The 22,223-nt window shown below is 43.6% G+C and carries 19 protein-coding genes and 1 pseudogene; 8 read left to right on the top strand and 12 right to left on the bottom strand.

What is annotated here, in order from left to right:
• Positions 1-8: 8 nt before the first annotated feature.
• From AAFF35_RS10505 to AAFF35_RS10485, 5 genes are all read right to left on the bottom strand, one after another.
• Positions 9-1,499, bottom strand: a complete 1,491-nt coding sequence (locus AAFF35_RS10505) for a SusD/RagB family nutrient-binding outer membrane lipoprotein (protein ID WP_342332413.1) — start codon at positions 1,497-1,499, stop codon at positions 9-11.
• 8 nt (positions 1,500-1,507) lie between these two features.
• Positions 1,508-4,957: a SusC/RagA family TonB-linked outer membrane protein gene (locus AAFF35_RS10500; protein ID WP_342332412.1), complete on the bottom strand. Its 3,450-nt coding sequence runs from the start codon at positions 4,955-4,957 to the stop codon at positions 1,508-1,510.
• 96 nt (positions 4,958-5,053) lie between these two features.
• Positions 5,054-6,061: a FecR domain-containing protein gene (locus AAFF35_RS10495; protein WP_342332411.1), complete on the bottom strand. Its 1,008-nt coding sequence runs from the start codon at positions 6,059-6,061 to the stop codon at positions 5,054-5,056.
• Positions 6,062-6,141: 80 nt separating this feature from the next.
• Positions 6,142-6,693, bottom strand: a complete 552-nt coding sequence (locus AAFF35_RS10490) for a sigma-70 family RNA polymerase sigma factor (protein ID WP_342332410.1) — start codon at positions 6,691-6,693, stop codon at positions 6,142-6,144.
• A 98-nt stretch (positions 6,694-6,791) separates the two neighbouring features.
• Positions 6,792-7,103 (bottom strand): hypothetical protein, encoded by a 312-nt coding sequence (locus AAFF35_RS10485; protein WP_342332409.1) that lies wholly within the window; start codon positions 7,101-7,103, stop codon positions 6,792-6,794.
• A 304-nt stretch (positions 7,104-7,407) separates the two neighbouring features.
• Here AAFF35_RS10485 and AAFF35_RS10480 point away from each other — a divergent pair, with 304 nt between their 5' ends.
• Positions 7,408-8,190, top strand: a complete 783-nt coding sequence (locus AAFF35_RS10480) for a M48 family metalloprotease (RefSeq protein WP_342332408.1) — start codon at positions 7,408-7,410, stop codon at positions 8,188-8,190.
• A gap of 70 nt (positions 8,191-8,260) precedes the next feature.
• Here the strand turns inward: AAFF35_RS10480 and AAFF35_RS10475 are convergent, their stop codons facing one another.
• A complete protein-coding gene (locus tag AAFF35_RS10475) occupies positions 8,261-8,878 on the bottom strand; it encodes a phosphatase PAP2 family protein (RefSeq protein WP_342332407.1) in 618 nt (205 codons plus the stop codon).
• Positions 8,879-8,932: 54 nt separating this feature from the next.
• Here AAFF35_RS10475 and AAFF35_RS10470 point away from each other — a divergent pair, with 54 nt between their 5' ends.
• On the top strand, positions 8,933-10,117 hold the full coding sequence (locus AAFF35_RS10470; protein ID WP_342332406.1) for a DegT/DnrJ/EryC1/StrS family aminotransferase: 1,185 nt from the start codon (positions 8,933-8,935) through the stop codon (positions 10,115-10,117).
• Positions 10,118-10,123: 6 nt separating this feature from the next.
• Here the strand turns inward: AAFF35_RS10470 and AAFF35_RS10465 are convergent, their stop codons facing one another.
• Entirely contained in the window at positions 10,124-10,831 is a 708-nt protein-coding gene (locus AAFF35_RS10465; protein ID WP_342332405.1) for a DUF2490 domain-containing protein, read from the bottom strand.
• 141 nt (positions 10,832-10,972) lie between these two features.
• Here AAFF35_RS10465 and AAFF35_RS10460 point away from each other — a divergent pair, with 141 nt between their 5' ends.
• Positions 10,973-11,227: a hypothetical protein gene (locus AAFF35_RS10460; RefSeq protein ID WP_342332404.1), complete on the top strand. Its 255-nt coding sequence runs from the start codon at positions 10,973-10,975 to the stop codon at positions 11,225-11,227.
• Between the two features lie 54 nt (positions 11,228-11,281).
• On the opposite strand, the gene AAFF35_RS10455 is transcribed toward AAFF35_RS10460, so the two are convergent.
• Positions 11,282-12,388 (bottom strand): NADH:flavin oxidoreductase, encoded by a 1,107-nt coding sequence (locus tag AAFF35_RS10455; protein ID WP_342332403.1) that lies wholly within the window; start codon positions 12,386-12,388, stop codon positions 11,282-11,284.
• An 11-nt stretch (positions 12,389-12,399) separates the two neighbouring features.
• On the bottom strand, positions 12,400-12,702 hold the full coding sequence (locus AAFF35_RS10450) for a metalloregulator ArsR/SmtB family transcription factor (RefSeq protein WP_342332402.1): 303 nt from the start codon (positions 12,700-12,702) through the stop codon (positions 12,400-12,402).
• 161 nt (positions 12,703-12,863) lie between these two features.
• Between AAFF35_RS10450 and AAFF35_RS10445 the strand changes: the two genes are divergently transcribed.
• Together AAFF35_RS10445 and AAFF35_RS10440 are read left to right on the top strand one after the other, a co-directional pair.
• On the top strand, positions 12,864-14,543 hold the full coding sequence (locus tag AAFF35_RS10445) for a M28 family metallopeptidase (protein ID WP_342332401.1): 1,680 nt from the start codon (positions 12,864-12,866) through the stop codon (positions 14,541-14,543).
• 78 nt (positions 14,544-14,621) lie between these two features.
• Positions 14,622-15,902 carry a hypothetical protein gene (locus tag AAFF35_RS10440; RefSeq protein WP_342332400.1) on the top strand — a complete coding sequence of 427 codons (1,281 nt, stop codon included), beginning with the start codon at positions 14,622-14,624 and terminating at the stop codon, positions 15,900-15,902.
• Positions 15,903-16,027: 125 nt separating this feature from the next.
• Here the strand turns inward: AAFF35_RS10440 and AAFF35_RS10435 are convergent, their stop codons facing one another.
• Entirely contained in the window at positions 16,028-16,678 is a 651-nt protein-coding gene (locus AAFF35_RS10435) for an HD domain-containing protein (protein WP_342332399.1), read from the bottom strand.
• Between the two features lie 66 nt (positions 16,679-16,744).
• On the bottom strand, positions 16,745-17,614 hold the full coding sequence (locus AAFF35_RS10430) for a helix-turn-helix transcriptional regulator (RefSeq protein ID WP_342332398.1): 870 nt from the start codon (positions 17,612-17,614) through the stop codon (positions 16,745-16,747).
• Positions 17,615-17,776: 162 nt separating this feature from the next.
• Here AAFF35_RS10430 and AAFF35_RS10425 point away from each other — a divergent pair, with 162 nt between their 5' ends.
• Entirely contained in the window at positions 17,777-19,414 is a 1,638-nt protein-coding gene (locus AAFF35_RS10425; protein ID WP_342332397.1) for a glycosyltransferase family 39 protein, read from the top strand.
• Between the two features lie 39 nt (positions 19,415-19,453).
• On the opposite strand, the gene AAFF35_RS10420 is transcribed toward AAFF35_RS10425, so the two are convergent.
• Positions 19,454-20,347 carry an NAD(P)-dependent oxidoreductase gene (locus AAFF35_RS10420; protein WP_342332396.1) on the bottom strand — a complete coding sequence of 298 codons (894 nt, stop codon included), beginning with the start codon at positions 20,345-20,347 and terminating at the stop codon, positions 19,454-19,456.
• Between the two features lie 181 nt (positions 20,348-20,528).
• Here AAFF35_RS10420 and AAFF35_RS10415 point away from each other — a divergent pair.
• Positions 20,529-21,275: pseudogene (locus AAFF35_RS10415) on the top strand (hypothetical protein).
• Between the two features lie 54 nt (positions 21,276-21,329).
• Positions 21,330-22,109, top strand: coding sequence for a DUF1080 domain-containing protein (locus AAFF35_RS10410; RefSeq protein ID WP_342332395.1), 780 nt, complete (start codon positions 21,330-21,332; stop codon positions 22,107-22,109).
• The last annotated feature ends 114 nt before the right edge of the window (positions 22,110-22,223 follow it).

Here is a 22,223-nt window from a genome sequence, read left to right as displayed (position 1 = left end):
GAATGAATTTATTTTAAATACCACATCAGGGTGTATTCCTGATCTGCGCCAAATACCCCAACGGCTTTTTGGTAATTTACGTTGTTCTTTGCGCTCTCTGAATCGGGAAAGACATAGCGTTTAGGAATGCCTCTTCCGGCAGCCAAAGGCCCAGTCACAAATGCAGGAAATCCGGTCCGGCGTTGATCAAACCAGCCCTCAGCCCCCTTAAACAACATGGCCAGCCATTTTTGGGTCATCAGCTGATCCAATGTGCCGTTGTATTTAACGATGTCCTGATCGTAATACCCCTCTGCAACTGCCTTCGCTTCCACACCATATGTTCCCATAGATTCTTTAATCCCTTTATAATACATCGACGAGGCAGATTCACCAGGAACAGTGATTTTGCCTTGTTGCATAGCCTCTGCCAGGATAAAACACAACTCGGTATAAGTAATAAGGCTTGCTTTTAAGGCTGGGTTACCCGCCCCGCCGTTTTTCCTGAAGAAAGAAGCAGAAAAAACGGACTGGTGATCCTCTCCTCCATTATAGGCAGAAGGGGCATCAATCGCATGTGGAACGCCTACATATTTATTAACATCAACAGTAGATCCGACCGTGCTCTTTACCGGCTCAATCCAAACCTCCAGACGTGGATCCTTACGGGCAATAAGGCGGTCTACCAACTCTTTACTTGCTTTGGTTTTCAGGTAATCAAAATCTATCATTGCCAGAGGACCTCCCGGCCAGCTATAGGCAGCAAGGTTCCCGAGATACGCGATTTCGGCATTATCGGCAGCACTTTCAAACACCGGAAAACCAGCTTTGTCGTTCAGGATCTGCTGCATTTCAGTAAATGCAGGCGCATAGGCCTTGGAAATGCGCAGCAACATTCTCAACCGCAGCGTATTGGCAAATTTCCTCCATTGTAAAGCTTTTCCTTTGTACAAGACATCGCCTTTGGCATTGATGTCGGAAGTAGCACCCTTCAACAACTCATTGGCTTCAGCCAGCTCCTTTAACAGGTCAGGATAGATATTTTCCTGACGGTCGTATTCCGGATAAATGATGTTCTCTTCCTTAGACTTCAATGCCTGAGTATAGGGAATATCGCCATAAAGGTCACTGAGATAGGCAAAATTAAAAGCCTTCATAATTTTCCCTATGGCAATATATTGTTTTTCATTTCTTGAGGCCGCCGTTTCCATAAAAGTTTTATTCACTGCCAGGCGCTGATAAATATCATCCCAACCCACCGGCCCCCAGGCAAAAAGGTCATAACCGGTATTGCGTACCAGAGAAAGGTAACGCCCTGCAGATGCCGGACGTCTTGAAACCGCATTTTCCTGATAAGCATAGGCGGTAGAGAGTAAAACATCTGACATTAAAAACTCGGTATTCGTCATTTCCGGAGAATTCGGATTGGTATTGATCTCTTTAAAATCTTTGGTACAGGAGCTGAATATCATCAGCCATACCAACAGTACCGGGATCGGGTTATAGTTAAATTTCATCATTCTTGATATTAAAAATTACCGGTTAATTTAAGTCCATAAGAACGTGTTCCGGGTAAAGTCCAATGGCCTACCCCCTGTTTAAATCCGTCGCTGATGCTCATGGTCGTTTCCGGATCATAGCCCAAACCGTTCTTCGTCCAGGTATACAGGTTTCTGCCAATGAGGGAAACCGACAGGTTGCTCAGCGGAAGTTTCTTCAGCAGCTTATTGTTAAATGTATAGGTCAGTGAAGCTTCACGCAGCTTTATAAAAGTGGCAGAATAGGTTAAGCGCTCATAGTACTTATTATAGGTATTGTCATAATAATCCGAAGCGGCAATCACTACATTATTCTCTTTATAACTTCCATCCCCATTGGCAATATATCCGGGAATGATCATCCCGTCATTTCTTTTGATGCCCTGAGAATCGGTCCAGGCAAGACCACCTGTCTGTGCATCTCTACCAGTGATGGTATTGTCTGTCAACCCTGCGGTAAGCAAACTTTTCACCACATAAGAATAAAAATCACCTCCTTTTCGCCAGTCGACCAGCACATTAAGACTGAGGTTCTTATAGGTAAATGTATTGTTCAATCCTACGGTAAAATCAGGATTGTAATTCCCCACCTTTACATATTCCGCCGTGTTTCTGATGTAATGTCCGTTTTTATCAAGCAATGCGGCTCCGGCATGGGGGCCCTCTTTAATTTTAGTATAACTAGGCGTATAAAAATCTCCGATCTTTGTTCCTTCTTTAATCAGGTAACGAATGTTATCGCCATCGGCGCTTCCCATAGAATACTCAGGAAGTCCGTCCATCAGCGCAATGACCTTGTTCTCATTTTTGCTGAAGTTGGCATTGATTTCCCATTTCAGCGCTCCATTGAGTGGAGTCGCATTTAACCCGATTTCCCATCCGCTATTCTGAATGTTACCGGCATTGATTAACCGGTTCGCAGCACCTGAAGTAATCGTTGTCGGGATATTAATGATCTGGTTTCTCTTATTCGTTTTATACCAGGTCAGCTCAATTCCAATGCGGTTGGAGAAAAAACGCAGGTCTGTTCCAAACTCATAAGAGGTGGCAATTTCTGGTTTCAGAAAGTTATTCTTCAGGTTGAACTCTATTGTTGCCCTTTTTACATCTCCCCAATCCTGATTAAAAGGAATGGTATTGTACAATTGGTAAGGATCCGTATCACTACCTACCTGTGCCCAGTTGGCGCGCAGCTTGGCATAAGAAAGCACGTCCGACTTCAATTTAAAAACATCGGTCAGGATGGCACTCAGTGAAACGGAAGGATAAAAATAGGAATTGTTCTTTTCCGGCAGCGTACTCGACCAGTCGTTCCGGCCGCTGACATCCATAAAGATCATATCTCTGAAGGAAAGTTGCCCCAATCCATAAACACTATTGATCCTTTTGCGGGAATTGTACTGGGAATTGCCGATCGTTCCTGCCTGAGCATTGCTAATGTTGTATACACCGGGGATGCTTAGACTTTCCGTTCTTTGTGCCGTACTTCGACCGCTCTGGTTCATCTGATTCGCTCCTGCGGAAAGCCCGAGAAACCAGTCGGAATTGATGTTTTTCTTATAACTCAGGAGCACATCCGTATTCTGTTCTTTAAAATAACTGTTGTCTACCGTATACGCACCGAACTTAAAACGCTTGGAACTGAAGGGCCTTTTATTTTCATGCATTTCATTATAAGTATCCAGACTCGTCCTCACCATCAGGCTTAACTCTTTGCTGAGGTCAACCGAAAGTTGCAGGTTTCCGGTCAGACGGTCCCTGTCGTACGCATTCAGGTGTTCATAGGCCACGAAATATGGGTTATCAGAATCATCTACAGAAAACTGTTCCGTACCCGTCCTTCCAGGTTTCCAATAATTCTCCAGATCCTTAAGGTTGATATTTGCAGGCATGGAATAGATGAGCTGCGTCACGCTCTCCCGATAGGCCGCAGGGCGATTGTCGCTCTTATTTTTCACATAACCGATATTGGTGCTGATCTTTACCTTTGGGTGTAAAACATAGGTGGCAGCAAGATTCAGGTTATTGCGACTCAGGTCTGTATTGGGAACAATTCCCTTATTCTCCATATTGGTAAAGGATAACCTGTAATTCCCATTGTCGTTTTTCCCGGTAATAGCGATATTATTGGTATAAGTGGAGCCTGTTCTGAAAAAATCTCTTGCATTGTCCTTATGGGATACCCAATCTGTAGGTATAGGTTTCCCTGCTGCATCCAATGGACTGTTCCATTGCAGGTGTTTTGTACCTACATCTAAACGCGGTCCCCAGGAGGCCATCGAAACATCCGGATCATCGGTATATTCCCCTCCTCCAAACTGACTTTGAAAATGCGGGAATAACCAGGCCTGGTCGTACATGGCATTGGAATTTACGCTGATTCCCAATCCTTTTTTCTGACTGGAACCACTTTTAGTGGTGATGAGTACTACCCCACTTCCCGCACGACTTCCATATAATGCTGCCGCGCTTGCTCCTTTTAAAACGGTAACACTTTCAATGTCGTCAGGACTCAAATCGGCCACCGGACTTCCATAATCTACAGAAGACCTTCCGGTAGTGGAGGGTGTCCGGAGGGAACGTGCCACAGGAACTCCATCTACGACGAACAGCGGCTGGTTGTCGGTGGCAATGGAAGATTGCCCTCTAATGGTAATCAAAGCAGTAGATCCTGGATCGGAGCCCGTACTCACTACATTTACCCCGGCAATTTTTCCCGCCAGGGAATTGATCACATTGACTTCCTTAACCGTATTTACATCGGATCCTTTTACTACTGCAATGGAATAACCCAAAGCTTTTTCTGAACGCTTGATTCCCAAGGCGGTAACCACCACCTCTGCCAGTCCTGTCTCATCAGGAAGCAGGCTGATGTTGATGACATTGCCTTCGGCGATCGCCTGTTCCTTAGGCTGATAACCCATCATTTTAAAAATCAAGGTGCCGCTTTTATCAGAGACATCCAGGCTATAGTGCCCAGTCAGGTCAGTGACCGTTCCATTGTTACTGTTCTTTTCCAGGACACTAACTCCAGGCATAGCCAGCCCTTTTTCGTCAGTGACCTTACCAGTGATGCGAACTGCTTTTTTGATGATCACCTGTTTGTTCAGCGAAACATAGGTGAGCTGTAAGGGTTTGAACACCCTGTTTAGCAAGGCACTTAACAATTCGTTATCAGCTTTCAGCTGATTGACCTCTTTGTTTAAAAAAGGCGCGGCATTGGTATACACAAAAGTGATTTCTGATTTCTTTTCTACAGCTTTCAGAAATTCAGCTAAGGTACCCTGTTTAAAATTCAGACTGATCCGGTCTGTCAGGATCTGTGCCTTTAGGGGTGTTGCCTGACCTGCGACCAGCATCAGGGAAACAATTGCGTAAACGAGAACAAAAAAACGCATTACTTTAAAAATTAATTGATTAGTCACTGCTGACTTTTTCATAAATTTGTTTGTTTTAATCATTGTGGGTTAAAATAAATTTTAAGATTACCGGCCACAGATGCGTCAACATCTGTGGCCTTCTTTTTACCATTTTGTCTAGCTACATTTACCTCCTTTTATAAAAACTGTTTGTCCTTTGATGGTATATTGAATGCCAAGGGTGATTTCTAAAGTGGCCATCACTTCTGCTAAGCTGATGTTTCCGAACCTTGCGGTCAGCTTGCAGCCTTTGAAAGGGTGACTGGTACGAATGTTTACCTTATATTTCCGCTCCATGATTTCGAAGACAGACTCCAGTGGCAACTGGTTGAAAATCATCCGGCCATCTATCCAGGCATTCGCCTCCTCCGCCTCGGTAATACGCTCCGTTGACAGCTGGTTTTGCAATTGGGAATAAATCGCTTTCTGATTTGGAAGCAGGTAAACCAATGCGGCACCCTTCCCTGTTCCTGCTCTGGAAACGGCTACTTTACCCGTCATCACGGTCACCTCTGCCTTTCTTTCCGGCCAGGCATTGACGTTAAAACTTGTTCCGAGAACTGTGGTTCGGATCTGTTGACTTTGAACGATAAAAGGCTGACGGGGATTGGACCTGACCTTAAAGAAAGCCTCTCCGTTCAAGCGTACCGTCCTTGTGGAAGATGCATTCATATGTCTTGGAAAACTCAGGCTACTGCCCGAATTGAGCCAGATTTCAGAACTGTCCGGCAATACGATGGCCAGGATCTTTCCTGCTTCCGCTTTTTTCGTGATCCAAACCGTACTTTCCTTTTGTACCACAGGGGTAATGCTCCGGTACTGATAAAATGCGAGGAACATGGCCATTCCGGCAACAACGGCGGCGACGGCCATCCAGGGAAAGAGTTTCTTTTTTACCGCAGTCTGACGAAGTTCGGAGATGGCCGCGTTAATTTCTTTAAAGCTTTCTTTCCATTCTTCATCCTCCGGCATTTCGGCAGTCGCCAGCCAAATCCATCGGGCCTGATCCAGCTGCTGCTGGTGAAGTGGGTCTTTCGCAAGCCATTCTTTAACCCTCGTTGCAGTGGGTTCCTGCCTTTCATCCGATAAATGTGCTATAATTAATTTCCAGGTTTCCTGATCCATGCCTATGCTTTATATCAACAAGACAAGATAAAGCAGCCTGACTACGGGCCGCAGGAGGTTAAGTTTCCGTTAACAAATCGTTACCTGAATTCCGCTTCGTGTTTCATGATCCGTTCCTTCAGGAACTGGAAGCCTTTACTGAGGTGATCTTCTACCGTTCTGACAGAGATATCCAGCAATACGCCGATTTCTTTATAACTCAATCCATCAATCCGGTACATATAAAAGATGAGCCTTCTTCTTTCCGGCATCTGATCGATCAATTGATAAAGCATTTTGTTTCTGTCTTTTTCCTGATAATGTTGTGCAGGATCTGGATTTTGATCTGCAAGCTCAGGAACGACTTCATCATCAAGGTCTAAAAATGGAGATTTGAGGCGCTTATGGTAATTCAGACTTGCATTTTTTACCGCACGAAACAGGTAGGGCTTTTCATCAATGATCAGCAAACGTTTCTTCCAGATGGCAATAAAAACATCGTTTAACAGCAACTGTGCCTCTTCTACATCACTAACGAGATAGATCGCATACCTTTTTAAGGTGGGATACATCCGCCGGTAAAGCTCCTCAAATGTTTTCAGATCAAGATCATGAGCATGATCTTCAGAAACGGCTGTGATTTTGGACCCCATAAATATGGGTCAAAACTAGAGATGAAACATGATGGCCACATTAAGGAAGTGTTAAATTCTTACCTGTAGCCATACAGTCCATAACCATGGAACAATTGCTATTGCCTGTTGAAGGAATTCAATGTAGCAGTTTTCCAACGGATATACCCCAGCTTATCGCACTGAGCGGCAACTTCAATGATCGCATGTTCCGGAACATCGTTCACAATCTTCCATCGGATGGTGTACTTGCTGTTGTAACTGAGGTAAATCACCACATCTTCAAAGAGTGGCTCCATATGGTCTAAATCTTTTAAGTGTTCTTCCTGAAGTTCCTTCGCCAAACGGCTCAGTCTTTCGTTCATCACTTTAGCTAAAGGCGCTGCCGGTTTAACATCCGGTTCTATAATTGGGACTACGGTTATGGTCATATCGCTGGTTCAATCTGGGATCGTATTTACAATTAACGGCAAATCATAAATCATGCCTATAATTTAAAATACTACAAATATTAGCAAACATAACTAATCTAAACAACTTAAAGAAGTCCTGCTAAAATTTTTCGGATCTATTTATTTTCCCGGGCATCAACCGGTCTTCCGACAAAACCAGGGAAACATTTTTTTATCTATTTTGATAAAATTAAATAAACATAGGAGAATATATCGGATAATTTATTTCAAAACAAATTAAAGGATTGATATTTGCGCTAATAAATAATTAAAAACAAAACCTATGATGAAGAAAACAATCCTTACCAGCCTGGTCTTAGCTGCCACGCTAGGTACTGCATCTGCGCAATTTAAGTTAAACAGCAAAGCAATTGGCGCAGTTGGAAAAGGAGTTAAAGCAGCTACTTTTGGTGATGCAGAAGCAGCGAAACTGGCTAAAGAGGCCGTTGACTGGATGGATGAACACAATACTGTGGCTGGCCCGAAGGATCCTTACACCATCAGACTGAACAAGATTTTCGATAAACACAAAAATGAGGACGGACTAAGCCTGAATTACAAAGTATATAAAGTAGTTGACATCAATGCTTTTGCCTGTGCGGATGGAAGTGTACGTGTATTTTCGGCCTTGATGGATAAAATGACCGATCAGGAATTATTGGCCATCATTGGCCACGAAATAGGTCATGTTAAGAATCACGACAGTCGTGATGCCATGCGTGCAGCCTATAAGCGTGCTGCAATTTCTGATGCTGCCTCTTCTCAATCAGGAGCGGTAAACACCTTAACTCAAAGTCAGCTTGGCGATATGGCAAATGCCATTCTGGAATCCAGCTACAGCCGTAAACAGGAATCAGAAGCAGATAATTTTGGCTATGACTTTCTTAAAAAACACAATTATGATGTGATGGCAATGGCCAGTGCATTCAAAAAGCTACAAGCTTTAGGCAGTGGTGATAAAAAAAGCACCATGCAGAAGATGATGAGCTCACATCCGGATAGTGGTGCCCGTGCAGAAGAAGTAGAGAAAAAAGCTAAAAAAGATGGCTTGACAAAAGGAGAATAAATACGAACTCTATAAAACGAAAAGAGCAGCACCTGATTGGATGCTGCTCTTTTTTATGCCCTGTACCGCGTTATTTATTAGGTCGTATAAATCCCATAGAAAATGCGCTCCCCGTTCCTAGCAATGCACCTGCAGCCACATCTGTAGGATAATGCACGCCCAAATACAAGCGGGAGAAACTGACCGATCCTGCCCATAAATAGGCCGGAGCGATCACATACCACTTAGGATAAGCATGAGATAAGGCAGTAGCGGTAGTAAAAGCTGTGGAAGTATGGCCTGATGGAAAAGAGTAATGAGAAGGCTGATAAACGGCATTGATCTTCACCATTCCGTTAAATGGTCTTGGCCGTTTAATGACCTTTTTGAGGAAAAGAGTAGCGAGTACGTTCACTGCAGAAGCACTGGCTACATATAGCGCATTCTGTCGCATTTCCTTATCATTCGCAATCACACCGCCCGCCAATAGTGCTACCGGAACACCCACATTCACCACATCATTGTGCTTGGACAAGAACATAAAGAAACCGGTTCGCTGTTCGGTTCTGTGTTCAGAAAGGTTAATCAGAATTTTATCATCCAAACGCTGCATTGCGTTCTGTCCAAAAACAGAAGCAGGCAAGGCAAACGATAAACTCAACTGAAATAGTAATATATACTTAATAAATACGATTCTTCTGGTGCTCATGCCGTAAATTTACGTTTTATTTTATTTAAACCTATCTTGCATCAAAACTAGAAAATGATTCCGAGAGGTAAATTAGACATTCCATTTTCCGATATTTTTGCAGGCATCGGGTACTGTATTTCGGGTTACTTTTTTTCAAAACATGCGCAGCGCAGTACGATAACGGGAACGAATCAACTGATGACCTTATCGGTCAGAACAGGCCTCGACCTGACACTCAGCGCTTTAAATTTTCCTCCCGGAACTGAAATTCTGGTCAGCGACATCAACATTCCGGATATGTTTAATATCCTTGCGGCTCATCAACTCCGCGCCATTCCCCTCCCGGTCAACAAATATACCCTCGGGATTGATGCCGAACAGGTAGCGGCGGCAATTAGTCCTGCCACCAAAGCAATCCTGATCGCGCACCTCTTCGGTGGAATCAGCCCCCTGAATGAGATCGCGGAAATTGCGAAGAAAAACCAGCTGATCCTCATCGAAGATTGTGCACAGGCTTTCCAGGGAGAAGGTTACCATGGGCATCCGGATTCGGCGGTTCTGATGTTTAGCTTTGGAATGATCAAAACCAATACCGCCATCAGCGGGGCGATCCTGCAGCTCAATGATCCGGAGCTCTATGCAAAAGTAGATGCCCTGAACGAACAATTGCCAAAACAGCGCATCAACCCTTATTTAAAAAAACTTTTCAAGGCGATGTTCATCAGCTTACTGGGTAATAGAAGGTGGTATACTCTTTTTTACAACACCATGATGGCCAGAGGAAAGGATTTTGATCAGGTACTCTCCTCTTTTACCAGGGGATTTCCCGGAAATGATCCCTTAAAGAAAATAAGGTATAGACCATCTGAGCCAAATAAACGCCTCCTGGAACGCAGGTTAAATGCTTTTAAAGTGGCACATGTCCATTTAAGGAAAAAGCTCTTCAGGGAGGTCATGACCGGGCTTCCAGCCGATGTACAGATCGGTTACTTAAACCAGAAGAACACCAATTGGGTGATTCCTATTCAATGTCAGCATCCGGAAGAAATGATCAGGCACCTCCGTGCAAATGGTTACGATGCCAGCTCAAAAGCATCCAGCCTCGTCAGGCTTTCGAATTTAACAGCAGCAGCTGCTGCCGCTGAGAAAACCGATGCGCTTTCCTTAACACAGCTGGTGTATCTCCCGATGGACACTTCCATGAGCCTCCCGGAACGCATGCAGTTGAGCGCCTTAATCAAAGAAAAACTTCCGTAATTGCGATTAAAATCTGGTATACAAGGCCAGCTGAACTGCATGGTTCATCGAATTCTGACTTAATCCCTTTACGGTCTGATTTAAATAACCTGCTTCAATATCCATCTTTTTGCTGAAGCGGTAACCCGCTGCAAGGTAGGCCCTGTTCTGGTCGAACACATGACCATTCAGCTTTCCCTTATTTTGTACATTAAAGAAAAGTTCATTCTGCAAGGCTGCAAAAGGCCCTTTATCAAAATTCTGCTTTCCTTTTCCCAGAGGAAGGATCGTTCTAAAAAAGTACCGGAAGCGCTGTGCAAATAAATCCTGTCCCCCGTTTTGTTCCATAAACCGTTGTTCCAAACGGAACCTATGGCTGATATTTACCGTACTGATTTTATGCTTATAGATGTACTGCTGCCAGATCCGGTGTTCTGTAAGGCGCAGGTCTTTCCTGCCTACCTGGTCAATAAAGGTTTCGTTTAGTAAATAACCGAGGGTAACATCACTCTTATCATTGATAAAATAAGTAAGTCCGGGTCTGAACATGAAATTTCTCAATTGAGAAAACTGATCTGAAGACCTCAGTTGTACATCAAGATGAGTTCCCCATTTTTTATTGATTTTGGTATTATTTAAAAGAAACAACCAGCCCGTACTTTGGTGTTGAATCTGGGCAATGGCCAACTGACTTAAACTGCACAGGATAGCCAGCAAAAAAAGGGAAATACGCATGATCTGTTAATTTATTCGTGTGTTTGCCCAAAATAATAACATTATTTTAAAGATTTAAATTCCTGACAAAAGTTCAACATTGTTATTTACGGGAAAGAAAAGGAATATTGCCAGTTATTATACCTATTTTGGTAAAAAAACATGGGTGTAAAAAAGCATTTATTAGATGCTCAGGCGAAGCTGCCAGGGGGTACAATTGTGAAAGGGCCGGTAACGACTTCTGATGATAAAACGTATCATTTTAAAAGTCAGGCGGGTGGTGCAGACTTTTACCTTTATCTCATGAGGGATGACAATGGCTGGTATGAATCCGGTGGGAATGAGGCCGAACATCCACAGGAGGTTGTAGATCAGATCGGGACACAGATTGATGAATTTCTAAGTAAAAACGGATAAAATAAAAAAGGGCCGGTATTTCTGTACCAGCCCTTTTACTTTAAGAAATATTGTCTAATCTAAAACCAACTGGCTCAGTGCGGCTTTAGTAAAGCCTTTTAATTCGCTGCTGCGGTCTTCTCTGATTTTCTTTACCCAGTTTGGATCTGCAAGTAACGGCCTTCCTACGGCTACCAGGTCAAAATCTCCCCTATCCATACGGCGCATCAGTTCTTCCAATGAACTTGGCTCAGAACTTTCTCCTGCAAAAGCACCCAAAAATTCACCGTCCAGTCCCACAGAACCTACTGTGATCGTTGCTTTTCCGGTTACTTTTTTGGCCCATCCGGCAAAGTTTAAATCAGAACCTTCAAATTCAGGCTCCCAGAAACGACGTTGTGAAGCATGGAAAATATCCACCCCTGCATCAGCCAATGGGTTTAACCAGGCTTCCAGTTCCTCCGGAGTTTTCGCCATTTGATAGGTATAATCTGCAGGTTTCCATTGTGATAGACGAAGGATGACTGCAAAATCTTCCCCTACCTGTCTGCGCACTTCTTTGACCACTTCGATCGCAAAACGACTGCGCTCCGGCAAAGTTTTACCTCCGTAACCGTCTGTGCGTAAATTGGTTCCTTCCCAAAAGAACTGGTCGATCAGGTAACCATGGGCACCGTGAATCTCAACAGTATCAAAACCTAAACGTTTGGCATCTGCTGCGGCACGGCCATACGCCAAAATCGCTTCAGTGATGTCATTTTCGGTCATGGTATTGCCATTGTTAAAACCAGGTCTGTTCAGTCCGGACGGACCTTCAAAAGGTGCAGATGGTAGCCATCCTGAATGGTGGTTGTCCATGATTCCCATATGCCAGATCTGAGGACCCATTTCTCCCCCTGCGGCATGAACACCCTTAATCACATTCTGCCAGCCATCTAATGCAGCTGTTCCATGAAAATGAGGAATGTTGGCATCATTGGAAGAGGCAATCCTATCGATTACGGTTCCTTCAGAAAGAATCAGCCCAACTTCCCCTTCCGCTCTTTTCTGATAATAGGTAGCTACATCCAGGGTTGGGATTCCATTTGGAGAGAATGACCGCGTCATCGGAGCCATTACAATTCTGTTTTTTATATTTAATGATTTCAGACTAAAGGGTCTGAATAAACTGTCAGTATTCATATATTATTTATTTAAATATCGGATTGGATAATTTTACTCAACTCCTCAAAGGCAACGTCATTACGCTTATAATAGGTCCATTGCCCTACCCTGGTAGAACTGACCAAACCTGCGCGCTGAAGAATAGATAAGTACTCAGAAACGGTAGATTGGGTCAATCCTGCTTTTCTTTGGATCTCCCCCACACAAACACCAAGTTCAAAGCCCGATACATGCGCCTGCTCCGGAAAGCTGGCCTCAGGGTCTTTCAACCATTGGAGAATCTCCAGTCTGGTCTTATTGGAAAGTGCTTTAAATATTTCTAGTTGTTTCATGACACAAAGATATATCGACTTTTTCCGATATTCCAATTTATCAGAAAGAGATGACATCCCGATGATAATATCGGATATTCCCGATATACCAATAAACTTCTGAGGGGATTGTCTTATATTAGCCCACAGAACCCATTTTAGAAATTTAATTCAGCTATAAAATGTCCCATCCCCTAACACATACCCGATATTTTCTTTCTGCGATCGCGCTGATGTCCATCAGTCTCTGTGCCCATGCGCAGCATAAAACTCCGAAATCATTAGCTCCCGATTCCGGAGCCATAAAAAGCATCAACGAACAAAGTTTCGCACAGCACATCCGCGTTTTAGCTTCCGACGAGTTTAAAGGCCGCAAGCCTTTTACGATCGGGGAAACCAAAACCATCAATTACCTGAAAACGGAGTTTGAAAAATTAGGGCTAAAGCCGGGGAACGGTAAAAGCTTTTTCCAGGAAGTACCAATGGTGGACATTAAATCCAGCCCTGAAGCGCAGCTCATCATCAAAGGAAAAAATGGATCGGTTACCGCCGATTACCTGACAGGCTTTGTAGCAGGAACGAAACATGTAGCAGCAGAAGTCGGCATTACAAATTCTCCATTGGTATTTGCAGGTTATGGAATCGTAGCACCAGAATACCACTGGAATGATTATGCCGGCCTGGATGTCAAAGGAAAAACGGTAGTCGTGATGATCAATGATCCGGGGCTTTCCGATCCCGGCCTGTTCAAAGGAAAAAACATGACCTATTACGGTCGCTGGACGTATAAATTTGAGGAGGCTGCCAGACAGGGAGCCACAGGAATCCTGATCATTCATGATGATATCCCGGCAGGATATCCCTGGTCTGTGGTAAGAAGCGGTTGGAACAAATCAAAATTACAACTGGAAGCAGCAGACCAGAATAAATCGAGGGCAACAGTAGAAGGCTGGATCAGTCTTGACATTGCCAAACAGCTTTTCGCATTGGCAGGTAAGGATGAAAGCCTGTTTAAAGAAGCCCTGAAGCCTGGTTTTAAACCAGTGGACTTAGGCCTGACCACTTCCCTGAAAATCAAAACCACGGTCAAAAGATCGGTCTCCAATAATGTTCTGGCCCTGATTCCCGGAACAAAAAGAGCAGATGAAGCATTGATCTACTCTGCACACTGGGATCATTTTGGCGTTGGTGAGGTCATCAAAGGCGATTCTGTTTACCATGGCGCAGTAGACAATGCCACAGGAGTAGCGGCATTGCTGGAACTGGCCAGCGCATTCAAAAATGCAAAAGTAAAACCGGAGAGATCCGTATTGTTTATTTCCTTTACCGGAGAGGAACAAGGCTTGCTCGGCTCCGAATACTATGCAAAATATCCGGTGTTCCCTGCTCAGAAATCAGTTGCCGACATCAACATGGACATGATGGGCCTTGCCGGAAAAACCAAAGACATTGTGGTTTATGGATACGGACAGTCTGAACTGGAAGACTATGCCGCTTCATCCGCCAAAAAACAAGGCCGGATTATCGTTGCCGATCCGGTTCCTTCTTCCGGGTTATATTACCGTTCTGACCATTTCAATTTCGCAAAAGTTGGCATTCCTTCCCTCTTCACAGGTTCCGGGGTAGACAATGTAACGCATGGTAAAGAATGGGGCATGAAACAAGCTGAGGATTATATCAAAACAAGATACCACTCCCCGCAAGACAATTTTGAGGAGAAAACATGGGACATGAGCGGCATGGTAGAAGATGTCCGGTTGTTATTCGACATGGGCTTCCGCTTAAGCACAGAAAAAGGCTTTCCGAAATGGAAAACAGGCTCAGAGTTTAAAGCCATCAGAGAGAAAAATAAATCGAAATAAAATGTAATTTATTTTATCATAAAGAACATTATTGTATTTAGATTAGTGTAAATAAACCACCCTATAATCTAAATTAATATGATTCGAAAATTTGATTTCAAAATGCTGGGAATTATCCTCTCGACTGGTATTCTCTTGTCTTCCTGTTCTAAGGATAAGATCAAAAAAGAAAGTAATGAGGTATTAAATGCTTCAAAAAGCAGCATTGTGTCGGTACAACGCAATGCTGCCGGAGAACAAATCATTACCCGGCGCATCAATGCAAGTCCTCAGGGTTTTTTCCAGGACATGAGCAGTTCAGGAAACTATGCCTATAGCAATGATCCTTCCTATGTGATCGGCTCCTATAACTTGCCCGGTCCTCAATACCACCTTTACAGGTGTAGATTTGATCATGCTGACATTCCTAATGATAAAATCACCAATGTAAAATTAAACCTCACCATCCAGCCCAGCATTTACAGCAGCAGCAATCCTTCCTATGTGCAAGTGCAGATTCCTTACGCTTCCTGCAATAATTCTGTGCCATGGGGAACACCAACCCAGGCCCAATATGCGGCTTTAAAAAGCTGTATCGAGAATGCCTATCTCGTGACCACCTATAGCGTAGCCACCGGTGCATTACAGGCATTCTATCAAAGAGATTTCAATACCGCGACCAGTCCGAGTCTGGCCACATTGTTACAAAGCCCGACCAGCTTTACTTTTGGCATGTTTTCTCTCCTGAGCAGCAATGCCGTAAGAATCGCTTCGGTTACCGTAGATGTAACTTATACGGCTACCGTCAATACAGGAACATTTGCCGATATGGCGGGAATGGATTTCGAACCATCAACGGGCAAAGCTTATTTCTGGGACCGCTCGGGAAAAGTAACCAGTTCCAATACACGCACAACAGTGGAAGGCCAGGTACAGACCTATACCCTACCTTCAGGTAAAAGCTATACCAACGTAGTGGATATGGCGATCGCGACAACAGGCAAAGCTTATGTATGGTATAAGGACGGAACCATGTCTGTCGGCAACAGCATCAGCAACTTAGGAAATTTTGTGGCCCCGAAACCATACGCATTACCCTCCGGAAAAAGTCCTGCCGACATTGCAGGAATAGGAATTTCAGCAAGCAATGGCCGCTGTTATGCTTTTTACAAAAACGGGACTTATTCTGAAGGCAATTCAACGAACCTAGGAGCATATGCGGGTCCTCAAAGCTATTCGCTTCCCCCGGGAAAAACATATGCTGATATTCTGGCCATAGGCGATGGATCAGCTGGCAGCCTTAACTTTACGGCCTGGTATACTGACAATACCGTATCAGCAGGGCCCCCAACAAATCTGGGCGCGCAAATCATCAACTAAACAATCCTCAACCAAACGCTTAAATTTCCACAGCATAAAAAAGCTGATCAAAAATGATCAGCTTTTTTGTAAGGAATTACCACCTGCCGCCTGCCTGATTTCAGTCCTCCCCGCAGCGCGCTACTTTATTCAGACCATGGAGAATGTAGAATACAATTGCAAAAGTTTTTATGCTGAAAATCAGGAATCATATAACCACATACATCCGCCTTGATATTGCCGAAAGTAGTTTCCGTTTTATGTTTAAAACCATCAAAGAAGGTAGGAATGATCTTTTCTTTGAAATTATTTCTTGGAAACGCAGTCACAATCGCTTCCCTGTTTTCGGCACTCAGGTGTTCATACCCCTCTCCCATCACATCCAGTCCGACACCGGAATACAGCAAAGCAACTTCAGATTCTTTATGCTCTGCGATGCCAATGGTGGTATGAAGGGCAATCGTATCCCATACCAATTGCTGTGATGCAGCAGGTAAGCCATGGCTCTTCAGAAAGTCCCTTGCTGCATTGGCCCCATCTACCTCAAAACGTTTGTCGGCACTGCTGTAATGAGGAACCAGACCCAGGTCATGAAATACCGAGCTGACATATAGCAATTCCGCATCATAGTTGATTTGATTTCGTTTCCCATTTAGCGAAGCGAACAGAAAGACCCTGAGGGAATGGTTATAAATGAATTCTGTTCCATGTGTCAGCAGCAGTTCTGTAGCCTGACTGGCAATACTGGAATCGGGAATAGAGATTCCCGCAATGGATTTAATTTTGTTTACAGACATGATGAATTGATTTGTAAGACAAAATTAAGTCGGTAGCAGACCTGATGGAATGCTAAAAACCGTCAATCACATGCCAATTTTAACGAATTTTAACCGATAATCGTTCGGTGAACTTCCAGCATGCTTTTTGAAGAAATGGCTGAACTGATCCGGGCTGCTGAAATTCAATTCGTAAGCAATGTCCTTCACCGGTCTGGAGGAAAACTGAAGGTAACGCCTCGCTTCCGCAATCAATTGTCCGTTAATGATCTCCTTAGGCCCCATCCGACTGCAACGTCTGCATACCTCACCCAGCTTTCGGGTAGAGATCCCCAGTTCTTTTGCAAACGCCGCCACCTCATGCGTACTTTTATATTTTTCAGATACTGAGCCCATAAACTGCCGGTACAATTGCTTTTCATGACTGTCATATGCCCTGACCAGGGCTGCATTCAAATTCGCAATCTTAATCATGATCACCTTCAGATATGCAGCAAGCGCATCCAGCTTATTGATATAAGCTGCGCCAATATACTCGGCATAGAGGATCGCAAATAAGGTAACAAGCTCCTTATTTTCTCCGCCTGGCAATGGCAAATGTTGATTCGCCGCTGCATTGTTAAACAATACTGATTTGCAATTATTCGCACTTGCAGGGCTTCTCTCCCAAAAACAATCTCCGAAACTGAGCTCATAGCCGTTAACGACGCTGCCTGGCAAAAAAGCAAACAACTGGCCTTTGGAAAGCAGGAACAATTCATGACCAGCGATGGGATAAGTATGATCGTCTATCTGAATACTCCCTTTTCCTTCCAGAATTAAAAAAATCCGATGGTAGCTAATGCTGCAAAGTGCAGTTTCAGGAACGCTATACTCGTTCATAAATCCGACGGAAAAAGAATCTTTCAGCTCCTGATCTGGAATTATGGGTAGAAATGTATGGTCAGCTGTGTTCATTATTTAACAAAGTTACGGATTATCCCGACTGAAAACGCAGCCACCTAAACACCTGTCCCATCATCCATAACAATCATTTAATACAGTTTTAAAACTGAGGTATTCTTCGAAAACTAACTTGCTATTAATTGATAAACACCGGCGCGACTTCAATCGTTTAAAATGAAAATAGCAGAAAACAAACTGTATTTAATCCTGATTATACTCGTTATTATCGCCAGCTCGACTGCCCTTTTTGGTGATTTAATGGAACCAGATGGTGCATTGTATGCCGCGATTGCCAAAACCATGGTCCTAAAAAACGATTGGATCAATCTGTATCTGCATGATGCCGATTGGCTGGATAAACCACACCTGACTTTCTGGCTCGCAGCAGCATCTTATAAGGTATTCGGCATTTCCGCCTTTGCCTACAAGCTTCCTTCATTTCTTGCCGGCTTACTGGGTTGCTGGTACCTATACCTTTTTACAAAAGCAATTTATGATCAGAAAACCGCATTGATCAGCGTACTGATCTTTAGCACCGCACTCCACCTGATTATCTCCAGTTTTGATGTGAGGGCAGAAACGTACATCACAGCCTTTGTCATCGCCAGCATTTACCACTATTACAAGGCGCATCAGGAATCCTTCTGGCATATTGTTGCCGGTTCATTTTTTGCCGCTTGCGCGATCATGATCAAAGGCATCTTTGTGTTGATCCCTGTTTTCACCGGCTTCCTCATTTACTGGGCGGTCAGCAAACAATATCAGGAAATCTGGAAACCAAAATGGTGGATCGCCTTAGTCCTCATTTTAATATTTATCAGTCCGGAGCTCTATGCTTTATATGTACAATTTGACCTGCATCCTGAAAAAATAGTATTCGGACAGCAGGGGGTTTCCGGACTCCGGTTTTTCTTTTGGGACAGTCAGTTTGGACGTTTTTTCAACAATGGCCCGATCAAAGGAAAGGGAGATGTTTCTTTCTTTCTCCATACCACCTTATGGGCATTTCTGCCCTGGTCGGTCCTGTTTTACACCGCCATTGCTCAACTGGTAAAAAAGAAAAACAGGGATAAGATTCCTATGGAAGGCATTATCATCTGGGCTAGTGCTTTGGTTTCCTTTCTCATTTTTTCCCTTTCCAAGTTCCAGCTGCCACATTATATCCTGCTTATTTTCCCACAGTTTTCAATCCTTACGGCAGCTTACCTTTGCCGCCTCGAGTCAAAAGGAATCGCCGTATTTTTCAAAATTCAGAATGTCCTTTTCCTCGTCATTACGGTGCTCCTTTCTTCCGTTGCACTGCTATTTCATGTTCCTTCTCCATTTCTCTGCATCGGGAGCTTACTGTTCCTTCTGATCCTCGCCTTTGTATTGTTTAAAGGCACCTCTGTACAGACCATCATGGCAAGAAGCACTTTCCTTTCCATTTCTCTGATGGGATTTCTTTATCTATTCTTTTATCCTGCCCTTCTGGAATACCAGGCAGGGATGAAGGCAGGGAAATGGCTGCAGGAACAACATCCCGGAACACAGGCAAAGGTTCTGATCTCTTCCTCTGATGCTTTTGATTTTTATGCACCCGGAGAGGTCGGGTACTTCAATAGCTATGAAGCACTGGAAAAAGAAAAAAGTGATAAAAGCATGGTTGTCTATGTTCCGGAAGCAGAATTTTCTGTCCTGAAGACAATTTACCATGCTCAAATTCTGAAAAGCTTTGACCATTTTCACATCACTAAGCTAAAACCAAAATTCCTCAACTATCAGACCCGTAGTCAGGTTCTAGAACGGTTTTACCTCGTTAAAATCCACTAATATGTGCTGTTGTAAGTACAGCAAATGGTCAGCAGGAGGCTAATAAGCCAATAAGTTTTCCAATACCTTTTCAGACAACCTGATTTTTGCTTCAGCGGTAAAACCTGCAAATTTATCCGAGCTGATGACGCGATCCATTTTAGCGATTTCGCTATCAAAAGGAGCCATTCCATCGGCATCAAAAATCGCATAAGAAGATTTGTCGTCCGACAACCATTTACTGAATGCAGCCTTATCAAAAGTTAATCCTAATGAAGTGTTGATCAGGATCGAATTCTTTTTCTTATCACTAAACTCGGTTTCTCCGAGAAGGACCGTATTTTTAGGAAGATGGGTAGTCACCACATCACAGGTAGCGAGCAGTTCCTGCAAAGGCAGGTAAGTGATTCCTTGTTGCTCCGCCTCAGCTTTTCTGCTCCTGTTATAGTAAAACACCTTCATTCCAAACTGCCCGGCCATGGTGGCTACCATTCCACCCAAAGTTCCCATACCAATGATTCCGATACTTTTACCTTTCAATTCAGCAGCATCAGCTTTCCATTGATATTGTCCTAAACCCTGAAATAAATACACCAATTGAGCGAAGATAAATTCTGCAGCACCTTCATCTCCATAATCCCTCACGCCTTTCACTGTGATGCCTAATTCCCTCGCTGCTGCGATGTCTACATTTGCTGATTTCTCGTCGTACAAGCTACAGCAAAGTCCAATAAATTTTAAAGACGGACAAGCCTGTAGAATTTCCGCAGAAATACTGGTCTTCCAGCTTAGCAGAATGCAATCACTATCTCCAATTCTTTGGATAATCTCCGCTTTGGAGCCTGGGGTATCGTTAAATATAACCAATGGGGATTTCGACAATTCTGATATTTTCTGTACGATTGGTTCTTTAATTCCACAATCGTCTATCATGGTGATCTGCGTAAATTTCATTCGCCAAATATAGCGGATTAATGCTCCTGCATTCCCCGAAAAGGGCAATTTGACAAACCAGAAACAACTTGGTTTAATTTTTGATAAATTCAGAAATCCAAATAAATTTTACCAGGGATTAGGGCTAAAATGGTTGGCCCTTCAACCTAAAAATAACATCATCTTATAGAAACCGGGACCTATGAAGAAAAGAGAAAAATTGGCCTTGATCCGCGCGCATTACCCCAATGCCATTACCACCATCGACAATATCAACCGACTGATAGACTTTGTGGAAGAACACCTTGACCTGGAACCTTCCCAGATTATGATGGCCGACAGCATTTGCAGTGATGATGTCAACAGCATTCAATACCCGGTTAGGGCAAGCGAATTCCTGGGGCCTTTTAAAATGGGTGGCCTGGATGGTTTCCCCTTTACCGGACTCACCGGAATGGGTGCTTTTGCAAGTCATGTTCCGGATGAAGGGGCTGTTCTCGTCTACTACGGTCCGCATATTGGCATTTCAAAGGAAGGCCTTATCGGAGAGATTCACCGATAAGGACAACATAAAAGTACGGATTGCTGTGGTGCCGCAAAAGGCGCTTTAAATAAGCTGATGAATGATGCCATCATTCCCGGCAACCTGAACGATATGGATTACCAGATGAACACCATAGAGCAAATCCTGTTAAAAGAAAAGACAAGAATCATCGCAGCAGTACATCCTTTAAAAGAAGCAACAGAAGTGATATATGAAGCCATCGATGAAAGAATCAATGACCTGGTCAATCAGACCAAATACACCTGCAAATACGTCATTCTACTGGGCACAATTCACATCAACAGCGACACCGACATCGGCTCTTTTACCTCTGCTAAACGCTTTGAGCTAATCAACCTTGCAACAAATGAGCGACAAAACCTAATGGAAGTGTTTTTGAAATAAAACCCTGATCAATAATTGTATATTAGCCTTAAATATTAAGCTAACCTATCAACTATGAACTTAAATAGCGCAATACTAACTACAACTTTACTCCTTGGAACCGCGGGCTTTGCCAGTGCACAGGAAAATGCAAAACATGAAGACACAGAGTTTTATACACCGGTACCCGTAGTCGTTACCCCTGCAAAAACAACAGGCAACGCGCCATCAGATGCCATCATTCTTTTTGACGGTAAAAATCTGGACCAATGGGTGATGACCGACGACAGGTCGCAACCTGCAAAATGGAAAGTTGCCAAAGGAGAAATGACGGTCGACAAAAAAACAGGGAATATTGAGACTAAACAGTCTTTTAACAATTACCAACTCCATCTGGAATGGAAAGTTCCGGCAAACATTACCGGCGAAGGACAGGGACGTGGCAATAGCGGACTCTTCCTGGCTTCCATCGGAAAAGGAGATCTTGGCTATGAATTACAAATCCTGGATGCTTACAACAATAAAACCTATACCAACGGTATGGCCGGCAGTATCTATAAACAAACCACTCCGTTGTTTAATCCATCCAGAAAACCAGGAGAATGGCAAACCTATGATGTGATCTGGACTGCTCCCCTGTTCAATACGGATGGCTCTTTAAAAAGCCCGGCTAAAGTGACGGTAATTTACAATGGTGTAGTGGTACAGAATAATTTTGAATTGAAAGGACCAACGCAATATGTGGGTTTACCTTCCTATAAACAAGCACATGGTGCTTCGCCTATTAAATTGCAAAGTCATGGCGATAAAAGTGAACCATTAAGTTTTCGCAACATCTGGATCAGAGAACTTTAAAATATATCAGGATGATAAAAAAGGCAGGCTCGTTTGAGCCTGCCTTTTTTTATGACTTCTCCGCAGTAAAACCATAAGTTCTCTTTGCGCTTTCTATTTGCCCCTCTTCCGTTG

The sequence above is a fragment of the Pedobacter sp. FW305-3-2-15-E-R2A2 genome, assembly GCF_038446955.1.
Taxonomy (GTDB): Bacteria; Bacteroidota; Bacteroidia; order Sphingobacteriales; family Sphingobacteriaceae; genus Pedobacter.
Note: the sequence above shows the minus strand (reverse complement) of the source record. Positions and strands in the feature narration are given on the sequence as shown.